At 64.7% G+C, this 14,363-nt stretch carries 15 protein-coding genes; 10 read left to right on the plus strand and 5 right to left on the minus strand.

The genetic code is table 11. The annotated features are described in order from the left end of the window. The first annotated feature begins 1 nt into the window (after position 1). The 6 genes from aroC to ACFW0H_RS10490 all read left to right on the plus strand — a co-directional run bounded on the left by aroC (position 2) and on the right by ACFW0H_RS10490 (position 5,013). Positions 2 to 1,093, plus strand: coding sequence for a chorismate synthase (gene aroC, locus ACFW0H_RS10465; protein ID WP_422913830.1), 1,092 nt, complete (start codon positions 2 to 4; stop codon positions 1,091 to 1,093). After that, positions 1,090 to 2,250, plus strand: coding sequence for an MFS transporter (locus tag ACFW0H_RS10470; protein ID WP_422913831.1), 1,161 nt, complete (start codon positions 1,090 to 1,092; stop codon positions 2,248 to 2,250). The genes aroC and ACFW0H_RS10470 overlap by 4 nt, the downstream gene beginning before the upstream one ends. Further along, the gene (locus ACFW0H_RS10475; RefSeq protein ID WP_422913832.1) at positions 2,247 to 2,861 is read left to right on the plus strand and encodes a methylthioribulose 1-phosphate dehydratase; all 615 of its coding nucleotides are present in this window, start codon (positions 2,247 to 2,249) and stop codon (positions 2,859 to 2,861) included. The genes ACFW0H_RS10470 and ACFW0H_RS10475 overlap by 4 nt, the downstream gene beginning before the upstream one ends. Before the next feature lie 87 nt (positions 2,862 to 2,948). After that, positions 2,949 to 3,494, plus strand: a complete 546-nt coding sequence (locus ACFW0H_RS10480; protein WP_422913833.1) for a 1,2-dihydroxy-3-keto-5-methylthiopentene dioxygenase — start codon at positions 2,949 to 2,951, stop codon at positions 3,492 to 3,494. Positions 3,495 to 3,589: 95 nt separating this feature from the next. Continuing rightward, positions 3,590 to 4,273, plus strand: a complete 684-nt coding sequence (mtnC, locus tag ACFW0H_RS10485) for an acireductone synthase (RefSeq protein ID WP_422913834.1) — start codon at positions 3,590 to 3,592, stop codon at positions 4,271 to 4,273. Between the two features lie 182 nt (positions 4,274 to 4,455). Further along, a complete protein-coding gene (locus ACFW0H_RS10490) occupies positions 4,456 to 5,013 on the plus strand; it encodes a histidine phosphatase family protein (RefSeq protein ID WP_422913835.1) in 558 nt (185 codons plus the stop codon). A 25-nt stretch (positions 5,014 to 5,038) separates the two neighbouring features. Here ACFW0H_RS10490 and ACFW0H_RS10495 read toward each other — a convergent pair whose 3' ends face one another. Together ACFW0H_RS10495 and ACFW0H_RS10500 are read right to left on the minus strand one after the other, a co-directional pair. Beyond that, positions 5,039 to 5,539 (minus strand): methylated-DNA--[protein]-cysteine S-methyltransferase, encoded by a 501-nt coding sequence (locus tag ACFW0H_RS10495; RefSeq protein ID WP_422913836.1) that lies wholly within the window; start codon positions 5,537 to 5,539, stop codon positions 5,039 to 5,041. A gap of 1 nt (position 5,540) precedes the next feature. Continuing rightward, entirely contained in the window at positions 5,541 to 6,401 is an 861-nt protein-coding gene (locus ACFW0H_RS10500) for a DNA-3-methyladenine glycosylase family protein (RefSeq protein WP_422913837.1), read from the minus strand. A 208-nt stretch (positions 6,402 to 6,609) separates the two neighbouring features. On the opposite strand from ACFW0H_RS10500, the gene speE reads away from it, so the two are divergent. Further along, the gene (gene speE, locus ACFW0H_RS10505) at positions 6,610 to 7,470 is read left to right on the plus strand and encodes a polyamine aminopropyltransferase (protein ID WP_422913838.1); all 861 of its coding nucleotides are present in this window, start codon (positions 6,610 to 6,612) and stop codon (positions 7,468 to 7,470) included. Between the two features lie 681 nt (positions 7,471 to 8,151). Here the strand turns inward: speE and ACFW0H_RS10510 are convergent. Genes ACFW0H_RS10510 through rloA form a run of 3 tightly spaced genes read right to left on the minus strand, consistent with a single transcriptional unit; the run spans position 8,152 to position 11,210 of the window. After that, a complete protein-coding gene (locus ACFW0H_RS10510; protein WP_422913839.1) occupies positions 8,152 to 9,138 on the minus strand; it encodes an alpha-L-glutamate ligase-like protein in 987 nt (328 codons plus the stop codon). A 3-nt stretch (positions 9,139 to 9,141) separates the two neighbouring features. Next, entirely contained in the window at positions 9,142 to 10,668 is a 1,527-nt protein-coding gene (rloB, locus tag ACFW0H_RS10515) for an osmotic stress tolerance membrane protein RloB (protein ID WP_422913840.1), read from the minus strand. A gap of 5 nt (positions 10,669 to 10,673) precedes the next feature. Further along, positions 10,674 to 11,210 carry a retropepsin-like aspartic peptidase RloA gene (gene rloA / locus ACFW0H_RS10520; protein WP_422913841.1) on the minus strand — a complete coding sequence of 179 codons (537 nt, stop codon included), beginning with the start codon at positions 11,208 to 11,210 and terminating at the stop codon, positions 10,674 to 10,676. 304 nt (positions 11,211 to 11,514) lie between these two features. On the opposite strand from rloA, the gene ACFW0H_RS10525 reads away from it, so the two are divergent. The 3 genes from ACFW0H_RS10525 (at position 11,515) to prpC (ending at position 14,362) form a co-directional block, all read left to right on the plus strand. Beyond that, positions 11,515 to 12,237, plus strand: coding sequence for a GntR family transcriptional regulator (locus ACFW0H_RS10525; RefSeq protein WP_422913842.1), 723 nt, complete (start codon positions 11,515 to 11,517; stop codon positions 12,235 to 12,237). Next, positions 12,234 to 13,118 (plus strand): methylisocitrate lyase, encoded by an 885-nt coding sequence (prpB, locus tag ACFW0H_RS10530; protein WP_422913843.1) that lies wholly within the window; start codon positions 12,234 to 12,236, stop codon positions 13,116 to 13,118. The genes ACFW0H_RS10525 and prpB overlap by 4 nt, the downstream gene beginning before the upstream one ends. 83 nt (positions 13,119 to 13,201) lie before the next feature. Beyond that, entirely contained in the window at positions 13,202 to 14,362 is a 1,161-nt protein-coding gene (gene prpC / locus ACFW0H_RS10535; RefSeq protein ID WP_422913844.1) for a bifunctional 2-methylcitrate synthase/citrate synthase, read from the plus strand. Position 14,363: the final 1 nt, after the last annotated feature.

The following is a 14,363-nucleotide window of genomic DNA, read 5'->3' on the forward strand; positions in this document are numbered from 1 at the left end:
CATGTCCGGCAACACCTACGGCAAGCTGTTCACCGTCACCACCGCTGGCGAAAGCCATGGTCCGGCGCTGGTCGCCATTGTCGACGGCTGCCCGCCGGGTCTGGAACTGTCCCTGGAAGACCTGCAGCGTGACCTCGACCGCCGCAAGCCGGGCACCAGCCGCCATACCACCCAGCGCCAGGAAGCCGACGAGGTGGAAATCCTCTCCGGCGTGTTCGAAGGCAAGACCACCGGTTGCGCCATCGGCCTGCTGATCCGCAACACCGACCAGAAGTCCAAGGACTACTCGGCGATCAAGGACCTGTTCCGCCCGGCCCACGCCGACTACACCTACCACCACAAGTACGGCATCCGCGACTACCGTGGCGGTGGCCGCTCCTCGGCGCGGGAAACCGCCATGCGCGTGGCCGCCGGCGCCATCGCCAAGAAGTTCCTGGCCACCCAGGGCATCACCGTGCGTGGCTACATGAGCCAGCTCGGCCCCATCGAGATTCCCTTCAAGACCTGGGATTCGGTGGAGCAGAACGCCTTTTTCAGCCCCGACCCGGACAAGGTGCCGGAGCTGGAGGCCTACATGGACCAGCTGCGCCGCGACCAGGATTCGGTGGGCGCGAAGATCACCGTGGTCGCCGAAGGCGTGCCGCCGGGCCTGGGCGAGCCGATCTTCGACCGCCTGGACGCCGAACTGGCCCACGCGCTGATGAGCATCAACGCGGTCAAGGGCGTGGAGATCGGCGCCGGCTTCGACAGCGTGGCCCAGCGCGGCACCCAGCATCGTGACGAGCTGACCCCGGAGGGCTTCCTCTCCAACAATGCCGGCGGCATCCTCGGCGGCATTTCCTCCGGCCAGCCGATCGTCGCCAACCTGGCGCTGAAGCCGACGTCCAGCATCACCACCCCCGGCCGTTCCATCGATATCCACGGCAATCCGGTGGAGGTGGTCACCAAGGGCCGCCATGACCCCTGCGTGGGCATCCGCGCCACCCCGATCGCCGAAGCCATGATGGCCATCGTGCTGATGGACCACCTGCTGCGCCACCGCGCCCAGAACGCCGGCGTGCAGGTCGAGACCCCGGTGCTCGGCCAGCTGTGACGGGCGGCGCGAGCGCGCTGCCCTACTGGCGGCTGTCCAGCTTCTACCTCTTCTATTTCTCCCTGCTGGGCGCCACGGCGCCCTTCCTCGGCCTGTATTTCGCGCACCTGGGCTTTTCCAGTGCGCGCATCGGCGAGTTGCTGGCCATTCCCATGCTGATGCGCTGCGTGGCGCCCAACCTCTGGGGCTGGCTGGGCGATCGCAGTGGCCGGCGCCTGGACATCGTCCGCTTCGGCGCCTTCTGCACTCTGGTGACTTTCTCGCTGATCTTCGTCAGCCACAGTTATGCCTGGCTGGCGTTGATCATGGCCCTGCACGCCTTCTTCTGGCATGCGGTGCTGCCGCAGTTCGAGGTGATCACCCTGGCGCACCTCAAGGAGCAGGCAGCGCGCTACAGCCAGGTGCGGCTCTGGGGCTCCATCGGTTTCATTCTCACGGTGATCGGCCTGGGCAAGCTGTTCGAGCTGTTCAGCCTGGATCTCTATCCCTGGGCGCTGGTGTTCATCATGGGCGGCATCGTCCTCAGCAGCTTCTGGGTGCCCAATGCCACGCCCCAGGCGCGGCCGGAGGTGGCGGGGCAGGGCGGCTTCCTCGCCCAGTTGCGCCAGCCCGGCGTGCTGGCCTTCTATCTATGTGTGGGGCTGATGCAGCTGTCCCATGGCCCTTACTACAGCTTCCAGACCATCTACCTGGAGGCTCTCGGCTACTCGCGCAGCCTGATCGGCCAGCTCTGGGCGCTGGGGGTGGTGGCCGAAGTGCTGCTGTTCCTGGTGATGGCGCGCATCCTCGCGCGCTATTCGGTGCGTACGGTACTGCTGGCCAGCGTCCTGATCGCCGCGCTGCGCTGGCTGCTGCTGGGCAACTTCGCCGACCAGTTGCCGGTGCTGCTGTTCGCCCAATTGCTGCACGCCGCTACCTTCGGCAGCTTTCACGCAGCCGCCATTCATTTCGTGCAACGTCGGTTCGGACCGCGCCAGCAGGGACAGAGCCAGGCGCTCTATGCCGCCCTGGCCGGCACCGGTGGCGCCCTCGGCGCACTCTACTCAGGCTATAGCTGGAGCAGCCTGGGGCCGGTCTGGACCTACGTCATCGCCAGTCTCGCTGCGCTCGTCGCAGCCGTTATCATTGCCACCCGATTGCAGGAGGAGCGGGCATGAATCGCCAACAACTCGCCCAGGAAATCATCGAAGCCGGCCGTTTCCTGTACGACCGCGGCTGGTCTCCGGCCACCAGCAGCAACTACTCGACGCGCCTGTCCGCCAGCGAAGCGCTGCTGACCGTCTCCGGCAAGCACAAGGGCCAGCTGGGGCTGGACGATGTGCTGGCGACCGACCTCGATGGCAACAGCCTGGAACCGGGCAAGAAGCCGTCGGCGGAGACCCTGCTGCATACCCAGCTTTACCGCTGGAAGCCGGAAATCGGCGCGGTGCTGCACACCCATTCGGTGAACGCCACCGTGCTCTCGCGCCTGACCCTGGCCGATTCCCTGGTGTTCGCCGACTACGAGTTGCAGAAGGCCTTCAGCGGCATCACCACCCATGAGTCCCAGGTGCTGGTGCCGATCTTCGACAACGACCAGGACATCGCCCGCCTGGCCGCCAAGGTGCAGTCCTGGCTGGACCAGCACCCGGACTGCGTGGGTTACCTGATCCGTGGCCATGGCCTCTATACTTGGGGGCCGCGCATGAGCGACGCCCTGCGTCAGGTCGAAGCCTTCGAATTTCTCTTCGAGTGCGAGCTGAAGACCCTGTCGATCACCCAGCGCTGATGCTTCCTTCGCACGAAGATGCCTGACTGACACCGGAGCCGTCCGACCCGCCAGAGAGTCGGGAGGACGCCCGCAAGGAGTACCCAGATGAGCAGCCTGACCGTCTACCACGAATCCAGCCCGGACCTGCCCAACAAGGTCCTGACCCACCTGGACAACATCGCTTCCACCCTGGCCGCCGTCGGCGTGCGCTTCGAGCGCTGGGAGGCGTCCGCGCCCATCGCTCCCGGCGCCAGCCAGGAAGAGGTGATCGCCGCTTACCGTCCGCAGATCGACCGGCTCATGCAGGAGCAGGGCTACGTCACCGTGGACGTGGTCAGCTTGACCAGCGACCACCCGCAGAAGGCCGAGTTGCGCGCCAAGTTCCTCGACGAACACCGCCATGGCGAGGACGAGGTGCGTTTCTTCGTCGCCGGTCGCGGCCTGTTCACCCTGCATATCGACGATTACGTGTATGCCGTGCTCTGCGAGAAGAACGACCTGATCTCCGTACCGGCCGGCACCCGCCACTGGTTCGACATGGGCGAATACCCGCACTTCGTCGCCATCCGCCTGTTCAACAACCCGGAAGGCTGGGTCGCCAACTTCACCGGCGACGACATCGCCAAGCGCTTCCCGCAGCTGGAAGACTGATGCCCCGCAATCGTTTCATCCGCGCCGCGCCGTAGGGTGGGCTTCAGCCCACCTTTCCCGTGCTCGGCCGTACCTGATTCATCTGGAGTTTTCCTATGCCCATCAAGGCCATCCTCACCGACATCGAAGGCACCACCAGCGCGGTGAGCTTCGTCTTCGACGTGCTCTTCCCCTTCGCCGCTCGCCATCTGCCGGCGTTCGTACTCGCCCACGCGGACGAGCCGGACGTGGCGCGGCAGATTGAGGCCGTCCGAGCGGAAAGCGGCGAAGCCGCCGCCAGCCCGGAACGGGTGGTGGAAATCCTCCTGGGGTGGATCGCCGAAGACCGCAAGGCCACGCCGCTCAAGGCGTTGCAAGGCATGGTCTGGGAGCAGGGCTATCGCGCCGGGCAGCTCAAGGGCCACGTCTACCCGGACGCGGTGGAGGCATTGCGTCGCTGGAAGGAACAGGGCTACGACCTCTACGCCTATTCCTCCGGCTCCATCCAGGCGCAGAAGCTGATCTTCGGTTGCTCCGAGGCGGGTGACCTGACTCCGCTGTTCTCCGGCTACTTCGATACCACCTCCGGACCCAAGCGCGAGGTGGCGTCCTACCAGCGCATCGCCGCGGCGATCGGCCTGCCCGGCGACGAGATCCTGTTCCTTTCCGATGTGGTCCAGGAGCTGGACGCGGCCCGCGAGGCCGGTATGCAGACCATCGGCCTGGCCCGTGAGGGGGGGCTCCTGGACGGCCACGAGACGGTGGCCAGCTTCGCGGTGATCGACCTGGCGCGTTGCTGACGCCGCCCGATTCGTCTGACGGAGCGCGAGGTAGGGTTCCGTCAGTCGATCTATCCTTGGGGTGACTGCATCCACCAGGGAGCGTCTTCCATGGGTTCCTGCCTCTGCGTCGTTGCGGCCCGGCCGGATTCGGGCCTGCACAGGGCAATCAGTGGCCGGGCGTCGCAACCGGCGACCCGACCATGACCCGACTCATCGTCCTTTTGCTGTGCGCGCTGCTGGCCCTGCCGACGGCGGCCGACCAGAAAGCGGCTTGGCAGGCCCTGCGCGAGGGCAAGGCCGTTCTCCTCCTGCGTCACACCACGGCGCCCGGTACGGGCGATCCGGAAGGCTTTCGCCTGGGCGATTGCAGCACCCAGCGCAACCTCAGCGAGCGAGGACGCCAGGAGGCGCGGCGCTGGGGCAGGTTGCTGGTGCGGCGCAAGGTGGAACAGCCGCGCCTCTATACCAGCAGCTGGTGCCGCGCCCAGGACACCGCCCAGGAAATGGGGCTGGGGGCGGTGGAGACGCTTTCGGCACTGGACTCCTTCTTCAGCGATCCGGAAAGCCAGGAGGCGCAGAAGGCGGAGATGCGCAAAGCCATCGAGAATGTGCCCAAGGACCGGCCGGTGATCATGGTCAGCCACCAGGTGAACATCAAGGCGCTGACCGGGGTATCGCCCAGGTCGGGGGAAGGACTGATCATCGAGCTGCCATTGGCGGAGCCGGCCAAGGTGCTGGCGCGCATCCGCCAGCCCTGATCACCTGGTCGTGATCCGCTGCGGGTCAGATCAGCAGCAACTGGTCCTGCTCCGGCTGCAGCTTGACGCCTTCCAGCTTCAGGAGCAGCGCCTTGCGCGACAGGCCGCCGGCATAGCCGGTCAGGCTGCCATCACGGCCGATGACACGGTGGCAGGGGATGACGATGGCAATGGGATTGGCGCCGTTGGCCGTGCCCACCGCGCGCACCGATTTCGGCCGGCCGATGCTTTCCGCCAGTTCGCTGTAGCTGGTGGTCCTGCCATAGGGGATATCCTGCAGGGCCCGCCAGACCTGTTGCTGGAAGGCGGTGCCACGGGGCGCCAGGCGCAGGTCGAAGCGCTTCAGGCGGCCCTGGAAGTACAGGTCCAACTGGCGGCAGGCCTCGTCCAGCTCCCGTTTCGCCGGATGCCAGGCCGGATCCAGTTCCCAGGGTTGCGCGGCGTCCATGTGCAGCAGTTGCAGGCCGCTGTCGTCGCCGGCCAGCAGCAGCGGACCAATGGGGCTGTCGTGGTAGCGGTAATGCATTTCAGCTTTCCTCCGCATAGCTCTGCCAGAGATAGACGGCCGCATAGGCGCGCCAGGGGCGCCACTGTTCTGCCCGGCTGGCCAGCGCCCGCGCACTGATACCGTCCGGCCCCCAGAGCGGCGACTTGAGCAGGCCGAGGTCTGCGGTGGGAAAGGCGTCCGGTTGGCCGAAGGCGCGCAAGGCGATGTATTCGGCGGTCCAGCGGCCGATGCCGGGCAGGGCGCAGAGGCGGTCCACCAGGGCTTCGACGCCGCCCGTCAGGTTCAGTTCAAGGCTGCCATCGGCCACCGCCTGGGCGAAGCGGCGCAGGGTGTCGACACGCTTGCCGGGCATGCCGATACCGGGCAGAAGGTCGTCGGCGATAGCCTGCGGGGTCGGGAAAAGTTGCTGCGGGCCATCGGGCTCCGCCTCCGCCAGCGGCTCTCCGAGCCGCTCCACCAGGCGTCCGGCGATGGTCACCGCCGCCTTCACCGTGACCTGCTGGCCAATGATGGTGCGCACGCCCTGCTCGAAAGGGTCGAAGGCCACCGGCAGGCGCAGGCCGGGGTAGCGGGCCAGCAGCTCCTGCAGCAGCGGGTCCTGGCCCAGGTGGCGGGCGATGGTGGCCGGATCACTGTCCAGGTCGAACATGCGGCGGATGCGCGGCAGCAGTTGCGGCGCGAGGTCCCGGGCCGATGGGCTCAACTCCAGTTGCAGGGCGCCGACCAGCGGGCGCAGGCGCAGCCAGCCGCTACGTTCGCCCAGGCGGAAGCTGCGGCAGTAACTGTCGGCCGTCAGTTGCTCGACGCCGGGCAGGCGCCGCAGGGCGAAATGTTGCTGGAACTGCTTCCAGCTCCAGGGCTCGAAATATTCAAGGCGCATGGGCTCGATGGGCTCGCGGGAATCTGCTGTAGGGAGCGGCTGCGGTCAGGGTGTGACGATATTCTCCTGGTGCTGCGCCGTCTCTGCAAAACTGACTTTCAAATTCTCCCGCCGCGGTTCGACCTGTCACCCAAGCCAAAGTAGAATGCGCGCCTTTTCGTGGGGCGGAGGCACCGTCCGCCAATACAGCCAGCAGGGGAAACAACCCATGAGCGACTATCAGGAAACTCTCTACGACGGTTACGGCCAGCGCTTTCGCATGGACAAGCTGCTGCACGAAGTGCGTACCGAGCACCAGCACCTGGTGATCTTCGAGAACGCCCGCATGGGCCGTGTCATGGCGCTGGACGGCGTGATCCAGACCACCGAGGCGGACGAGTTCATCTATCACGAGATGCTCACCCATGTGCCGATCCTCGCCCATGGCGCGGCGAAGAGCGTGCTGATCATCGGCGGTGGCGATGGCGGCATGCTCCGCGAAGTGTGCAAGCACCGCGATATCGAGCGCATCACCATGGTCGAGATCGACGGCACGGTGGTGGACATGTGCAAGGAGTTCCTGCCAAACCATTCCAAGGGGGCCTATGAGGACCCGCGCCTGAACCTGGTGATCGATGACGGCATGCGCTTCGTCGCCACCACCGAGGAGAAGTTCGACGTCATCATTTCCGACTCCACCGATCCCATCGGTCCGGGCGAGGTGCTGTTCTCCGAGAACTTCTACCAGGCCTGCCGCCGCTGCCTGAACGACGGCGGCGTGCTGGTGACCCAGAACGGCACGCCCTTCATGCAGCTGGGCGAAGTGCAGACCACCGCCAGCCGCATGGACAGCCTGTTCGCCGACTGGCACTTCTACCAGGCGGCGGTGCCCACCTATATCGGCGGCGCCATGACCTTCGCCTGGGGCGCCACCGATCCCGAACTGCGCAAGCTGCCCGTGGAAACCCTGCGTCAGCGCTATGCCGGCAGCGGCATCGTGACCCGCTACTACAACCCGGAAATCCATGTCGGCGCCTTCGCCCTGCCGCAGTACGTGCTGCAGGCGGTGAACAAGCCGAGCAATGACTGAGTTGTCGGGTAGATGAAAAGGGGCCTGATGGCCCCTTTTTATTGGATCTGCTTTTCGTAGGGTGGATGGCGCTCTTTCATCCACCAGCGGTGCCCGGCCGGCTCTCCCATGGTGGACCGGTGAAGCGTGGTCCACCCTACGGATGGGCCCACCTTTGGCCCTGGCTGGAAACCACCATGAAAAAGCCCGGCACCTGGTTCCGCTTTTCGTAGGGTGGATGGCGCTCTTTCATCCACCAGCGGTGCCCGGCCAGCCTTCCCATGGTGGACCGGTGAAGCGTGGTCCACCCTACGGATGAGCCCACCTTTGGCCCTGGCTGGAAACCGCCATGAAAAAGCCCGGCACCTGGTTCCGCTTTTCGTAGGGTGGATGGCGCTCTTTCATCCACCAGCGGTGCTCGGCCAGCCTTCCCATGGTGGACCGGTGAAGCGTGGTCCACCCTACGGATGAGCCCACCTTTGGCCCTGGCTGGAAACCACCATGAAAAAGCCCGGCACCTGGTTCCGCTTTTCGTAGGGTGGATGGCGCTCTTTCATCCACCAGCGGTGCCCGGCCGGCTCTCCCATGGTGGACCGGTGAAGCGTGGTCCACCCTACGGATGACGCCTATCTTTGGCCCTGGTCAGACACTCACAATGAAAAAGCCCGGCACTCGGCCGGGCTTTTTTCATGCAGCGATGGCTCAGATTTCCGCCGGCCGCACATAGCCGAAGAGTTCCTGGGAAAACCGCACGCGCTCTTCCGGGGTTTCCTGGGTGCCCTTTTCCTTCAGCTCTTCGAGGCGGGCCTCGACGGCGTGGGCGCGGTGGGTCAGGCCGCAGTCATTGGCGATCTGGATGTTCAGGCCTGGGCGGGCGTTGAGTTCAAGGATCAACGGGCCCTTGTCCTGGTCCAGCACCATGTCGACACCGATGTAGCCCAGGCCGCACAGCTCGTAGCAGCCGGCGGCCAGCTTCATGAAGCCGTCCCAGTTCGGCAGCTGCACACCGTCCACCGCATTGGTGGTGTCCGGGTGCTTGGCGATCTTGTTGTTCAGCCAGGTGCCGCGCAGGGTCACGCCGGTGGCCAGGTCCACGCCGACGCCGATGGCGCCCTGGTGGAGGTTGGCCTTGCCGTTGGACTGCCGGGTCGGCAGGCGCAGCATGGCCATCACCGGGTAGCCCATCAGCACGATGATCCGGATGTCCGGCACGCCTTCGTAGCTGATGCTCTTGAAGATCTGGTCCGGGGTCACGCGGTACTCGATCAGCGCGCGGTCACGGTGCCCGCCGAGTGAGTACAGGCCGGTGAGAATGGAGGAAATCTGGTGCTCGATTTCCTCGTGGCTGATGATCTTGCCGGATACCGTCTTGTAGCGGCCTTCGAAGCGGTCGGCGATCACCAGGATGCCGTCGCCGCCGGCGCCCTGGGCCGGCTTGATCACGAAGTCGTTGCGCTCGCCGATGATCTCGTTGAGCTTCTCGATTTCCTTCTCGGTGGAGATCACGCCGTACATTTCCGGTACGTGGATCCCCGCCTCGATGGCGCGCTGCTTGGTGATGATCTTGTCGTCGACGATCGGGTACAGGTGCCGCTTGTTGTACTTCAGCACATAGTCCGCGTTTCGCCGATTGATGCCCATGATGCCTTTGGCTTCGAGGGCTTTCCACGTCTTGAGCAGGCCGAACATGGCTCAGTCCTTCAGGAAGGCTTTGAAGCGGAAGAGTTCGGTCAGGCGGTAGCCGCGGTAGCGACCCATCGCCAGCATGAAGCCCACCATGATCAACAGCACCGCCGGGAAGGTGAAGACGAAGTAGACCAGCTCGGGAACGCTCATCAGCAGGTGCGCCAGGGTGGCCGCGACCAGGGTGCCGATGGCCACCTTGAAGGCATGGCCGCCGCCGCGTTCTTCCCAGGTGATGGACAGGCGTTCGATGGTCATGGTCAGGATCACCATCGGGAACAGGGCTACGGACAGGCCGCGCTCCAGGCCAAGCTTGTGGCTCAGCAGGCTGATGACCGCGATCAGCACCACCACGAAGGTCAGCACCACCGAGAGCCTTGGCAGCATTTGCAGCTTCAGGTGCTCAAGATAGGAACGCAACGACAGGCCGAGCGCCGTGATGATTGTGAAGAGCACGATACCGAAGCCCAGCTGGGTCTCGCGGAAGGCGAGGGCGATCAGCACCGGGGTGAAGGTGCCCAGGGTCTGCAGGCCGCCGAGGTTGCGCAGGATCAGGATCACCAGCACGCCGATCGGGATCATGATCATGATCTGGTAGGTCTGCTGGGTCTGCAGCGGCAGGCCGTAGAGCGAGTACTCGAGGAAGTCGGCGTCGGTGTTCTCGTCGGTCAGCTTGGCCAGGCGGATGGCGTTCATCTCGCTGTTGTTCATGCTGAAGGTCACCTGGACCTTCTTGCCGCCCTCGACGTTGATCAGGTTGTCGTCACCGGTCCACCAGATCAGGCGGTCGCTGGGCAGGCCCTGCTCGCCGGTCTCGGGGTTGAAGTACAGCCAGTTCTCGCCATTGAAGCTGCGCAGCCAGAGCTCGGGGCTCTGCGCCTGCTCGCTGATCAGGCGGATGGTGTGCACGCGCTCCATCGGCACGTGGGCGATGGACAGCAGCAGCTCGATGACCTTGGCCTTGTTCGGCGTACCCGGGTCGCCGGCCAGCAGCAGCTTGACGTTGTCATCGTTGACATTGTTGACGCGCTTGATGGTCTCGCTGATGAAGGTCTCGACGTCGGCGGAGTGCTGGCGGATGGGAGCCAGCAGGGCCTCGGCGGCGATCTTCTCGGGGCCTTCCACCGCGATGCTGTCGCGGAAGATCGGGCCTTTGTCCTTGGGCTTCTCGCCGCTGTAGCGCTTGGTTAGCACCAGACGGTAGTAGAGGGTCTGGTTGCCGCTGGCGCGGCGGGCGGACCAGGTCACCTTGCGGTTGCCATCGACGCGGTTGATGCTCACCCCGTAATTGTTGGAGATGAAGCTCTCATTGAGGCTGACGTAGTCGCGGTTCAGCGGCGGCACGAACATCTGGACCTTGACCGGGTCCTTCGGACTCGCCTGGAACTCGACCTTGGCGTCGATGTTCCACAGGTCGTCGGTCTCATCCTCGGTGATCGGGATGCCCTGGATGAATATCTGGTAGGCCGTTATCAGAATGCCCAGGCTCACCAGCAGGGTGATAAGGACTTTCAGATGCAGGGTAAGAGAGCGCATGTGGGTTACTCGTCAGAGTTTGCATCGGTGGCGCAGCCAGGCTTGCCGGCAGCGTATTTAAGACTCGGGTCGACCAGTGCGTCGAAGCGCTTGAGCGCCTCCGAACCGATCAGAAGCGGGTATTGGAAAGCACTGCGGTCGGTGAGGTTCACTTCGATCGTCCGCAGGGCCTTGCCCATGCACACTTCCAGTTCGATGACCGGGCGTGCGGTATAGGTCTTGCCTTCCTCGGGGTCGTAGTCCCCGGCGCGGCGCTTGATCTTGCTGATCCGCGCCAGGGGGCGCTCGATCGGGTGTTCGTGGGCATCGTCGATCGCCAGGTAGAAGCGCACCCAGGGTTCGCCGTTCTTCTTGAAGCGCTTGATGTCGCGTGCACTGAGGGAAGCGGTCTTGGCGCCGGTGTCGAGTTTTGCGGCGACTTCGAGGTCCAGATTCTTCAGCCTGGCGTATTCATTGAGGCCGTAGACGGTCTTCTCATTGGCGAGGCCAAGGCCGGGGAGGGCGAAGAGGCAGGCAAACAGGGCGAAGGGCTTGAGTGTCATAAGTCCTTTGAGCGTAACGCGGTCATCGGTCCAGGAGCCCGGCTAACGGCCTTCTTGGCTGCGGCGCCTGGTCTGGGAGTCTGGCAGGCAAGTCATTGGCGCCCAGACTGGCGCTGGCGGCGCGCATTCTAACACGCGGATTTTCTGCCGCGACAGACGCTTATGGTGCTGGAGCCGAACGTCCGATGCCTTGGCTGTATAGCTGGGTGAACGAAGGATTGTCGACAATTGGTCGAATGGTGTTTGACATGAAGCCTTTTATGGCAGTAGTTTTGCCCAATCGCTTATCAATGTGTCGACAATCATGCAGGACATCACTGAAGCCCCCGCCACTGAACAGCTGGACTCGGAAACCCTTGCCGAGAGCGTCTTCCGGCGTATCCAGGCGGCCATCGTGCGCGGCGAGATCGCTCCCGGCAGCAAGATCTCCGAGCCCGAGCTGGCGCGCACCTATGGCATCAGCCGCGGGCCGCTGCGCGAGGCGATCCACCGCCTGGAAGGCCAGCGCCTGCTGGTGCGCGTGCCCCATGTCGGCGCACGGGTGGTGTCGCTCAACCCTGCCGAGCTGATCGAACTCTACGAAATCCGCGAATCCCTGGAAGGCATGGCCTGCCGCCTGGCCGCCGAGCGCATGAGCCAGGCCGAGATCGACGAGCTGCGTCGGGTGCTGGATACCCATGAGCGCGACGAGGCCTTCCAGGCAGGTCGTGGCTACTACCAGCAGGAAGGCGACTTCGACTTCCATTACCGGATCATCCAGGGCAGCGGCAACCAGACCCTGACCAAGATGCTCTGCGGCGAGCTCTACCAGCTGGTGCGCATGTATCGCCTGCAGTTCTCCAGCGTGCCGAACCGGCCGCGCCAGGCCTTCGCCGAACACCACAGGATTCTCGATGCCATCGCCGATCGTGACGGCGAACTGGCCGAGTTGCTGATGCGCCGTCACATCGGTGCCTCCAAGCGCAATATCGAGCGCCACTACCAGGAAGCGCTCGCCAACCCGTACAAAACACGAGGTGAGTCATGAGTCAGAAAACCGCCGGCCAGCGCTTCCGCGACGCCATTGCCGAGGAACATCCGCTGCAGGTCATTGGCGCCATCAACGCCAACCACGCGCTGCTGGCCAAGCGTGCCGGCTTCAAGGCCATCTACCTGTCCGGTGGCGGTGTCGCTGCCGGCTCGCTGGGCCTGCCGGACCTGGGGATCAACACCCTGGACGACGTACTCACCGACGTGCGCCGCATCACCGACGTCTGCGACCTGCCGCTGCTGGTGGATATCGACACCGGTTTCGGTCCCAGCGCCTTCAATATCGAACGTACCGTCAAGAATCTGATCAAGGCCGGCGCAGCTGCCGCCCACATCGAGGACCAGGTCGGCGCCAAGCGCTGCGGCCACCGTCCGGGCAAGGAAATCGTCTCCACCGAGGAGATGGCTGACCGCGTCAAGGCTGCCGCCGATGCCAAGACCGATCCGAACTTCTTCCTGATCGCCCGTACCGACGCCATCCAGGCCGAGGGTGTCGACGCCGCCATCGAGCGCTGCCAGCGTTACGTCGAAGCCGGCGCCGATGCCATCTTCGCCGAGGCCGCCTACGATCTGCCGACCTACAAGCGTTTCGTCGACGCGCTGAACGTGCCGATCCTGGCCAACATCACCGAGTTCGGCGCCACCCCGCTGTTCTCCCGTGACGAGCTGGCCTCGGTCGGCGTAGCCATCCAGCTTTACCCGCTGTCGGCCTTCCGCGCCGCCAACAAGGCCGCTGAGGCTGTCTACACCGCCATTCGCCGCGACGGCCACCAGAAGGAAGTGATCGACCTGATGCAGACGCGTGCCGAGCTGTACGACCGCATCGGCTACCACGCCTTCGAGCAGAAGCTCGACGCGCTGTTCGCCGCCAAGAAGTAACCGGACGTGGGCTGCCTCCCGAGCGGGGTGGCCCACGGAAAAACAAGACGCAAGCAACCGGATTGAATGAGGAGAATTCCACGATGACTGCTTCCGCCGAAACCACTACTGCCTTCAAGCCGAAAAAGTCCGTGGCCCTGAGTGGCACCGCCGCCGGCAACACCGCCCTGTGCACCGTCGGCCGCACCGGCAACGACCTGCACTACCGTGGCTATGACGTTCTCGACTTCGCCAACACCAGCGAGTTCGAGGAGATCGCCCACCTGCTGGTCCACGGCAAGCTGCCGAACGTCGCCGAACTGGCCGGCTACAAGGCCAAGCTGAAAGCCCTGCGCGGTCTGCCGGCCGGCGTCAAGGCCGCCCTGGAGCAACTGCCTCCGTCCGCCCACCCGATGGACGTCATGCGCACCGCCACTTCCGTGCTGGGCTGCCTGTCCCCGGAGAAGGAAGACCACAACCATCCGGGCGCTCGCGACATCGCCGACAAGCTGATGGCCAGCCTGGGTTCGGCCCTGCTGTACTGGTACCACTTCAGCCACAACGGCAAGCGCATCGACGTGGAAACCGACGATGACTCCATCGGCGGCCACTTCCTGCATCTGCTGCACGGCGAGAAGCCGCGCGAGTCGTGGGTTCGCGCCATGCACACCTCGCTGAACCTGTACGCCGAGCACGAGTTCAACGCCTCCACCTTCACCTCCCGCGTGATCGCCGGTACCGGCTCCGATATGTACTCCTGCATCACCGGCGCCATCGGTGCCCTGCGTGGTCCCAAGCATGGCGGCGCCAACGAAGTGGCCTTCGAGATCCAGAAGCGCTACGACAATCCGGACGAAGCTGAGGCCGATATCCGCGCCCGCGTCGAGAAGAAGGAAGTGGTGATCGGCTTCGGCCACCCGGTCTACACCGTGTCCGACCCGCGCAACAAGGTAATCAAGGAAGTCGCTCGCGAACTCTCCGCCGAGCAGAACAACACCAAGATGTTCGACATCGCCGAGCGCCTGGAGTCGACCATGTGGGAAATCAAGAAGATGTTCCCCAACCTCGACTGGTTCAGCGCCGTCAGCTACCACATGATGGGCGTGCCCACCGCCATGTTCACCCCGCTGTTCGTGATCGCCCGTACCTCCGGCTGGTCCTCCCACGTCATCGAGCAGCGCATCGACGGCAAGATCATCCGCCCGAGCGCCAACTATGTCGGCCCGGAAGATCTGAAGTTCGTGCCGCTCAAGGATCGCAAATAAG

The sequence above is a fragment of the Metapseudomonas cellulosilytica genome (assembly GCF_049334135.1).
Classification (GTDB): Bacteria; Pseudomonadota; Gammaproteobacteria; order Pseudomonadales; family Pseudomonadaceae; genus Metapseudomonas.

What these genes read in the sequence shown, in the direction of transcription:
- ACFW0H_RS10510 (WP_422913839.1), bottom strand. Translation starts at nt 9,138, where the DNA reads ATGTTCGGCCTGCTCAAGACGTGGAAAGCCCTCGAAGCCAAAGGCATC.
- prpC (WP_422913844.1), top strand. Translation starts at nt 13,202, where the DNA reads ATGACTGCTTCCGCCGAAACCACTACTGCCTTCAAGCCGAAAAAGTCC.
- ACFW0H_RS10475 (WP_422913832.1), top strand. Translation starts at nt 2,247, where the DNA reads ATGAATCGCCAACAACTCGCCCAGGAAATCATCGAAGCCGGCCGTTTC.
- speE (WP_422913838.1), top strand. Translation starts at nt 6,610, where the DNA reads ATGAGCGACTATCAGGAAACTCTCTACGACGGTTACGGCCAGCGCTTT.
- ACFW0H_RS10500 (WP_422913837.1), bottom strand. Translation starts at nt 6,401, where the DNA reads ATGCGCCTTGAATATTTCGAGCCCTGGAGCTGGAAGCAGTTCCAGCAA.
- ACFW0H_RS10495 (WP_422913836.1), bottom strand. Translation starts at nt 5,539, where the DNA reads ATGCATTACCGCTACCACGACAGCCCCATTGGTCCGCTGCTGCTGGCC.
- prpB (WP_422913843.1), top strand. Translation starts at nt 12,234, where the DNA reads ATGAGTCAGAAAACCGCCGGCCAGCGCTTCCGCGACGCCATTGCCGAG.
- ACFW0H_RS10490 (WP_422913835.1), top strand. Translation starts at nt 4,456, where the DNA reads ATGACCCGACTCATCGTCCTTTTGCTGTGCGCGCTGCTGGCCCTGCCG.
- rloB (WP_422913840.1), bottom strand. Translation starts at nt 10,668, where the DNA reads ATGCGCTCTCTTACCCTGCATCTGAAAGTCCTTATCACCCTGCTGGTG.
- rloA (WP_422913841.1), bottom strand. Translation starts at nt 11,210, where the DNA reads ATGACACTCAAGCCCTTCGCCCTGTTTGCCTGCCTCTTCGCCCTCCCC.
- ACFW0H_RS10480 (WP_422913833.1), top strand. Translation starts at nt 2,949, where the DNA reads ATGAGCAGCCTGACCGTCTACCACGAATCCAGCCCGGACCTGCCCAAC.
- ACFW0H_RS10525 (WP_422913842.1), top strand. Translation starts at nt 11,515, where the DNA reads ATGCAGGACATCACTGAAGCCCCCGCCACTGAACAGCTGGACTCGGAA.
- mtnC (WP_422913834.1), top strand. Translation starts at nt 3,590, where the DNA reads ATGCCCATCAAGGCCATCCTCACCGACATCGAAGGCACCACCAGCGCG.
- aroC (WP_422913830.1), top strand. Translation starts at nt 2, where the DNA reads ATGTCCGGCAACACCTACGGCAAGCTGTTCACCGTCACCACCGCTGGC.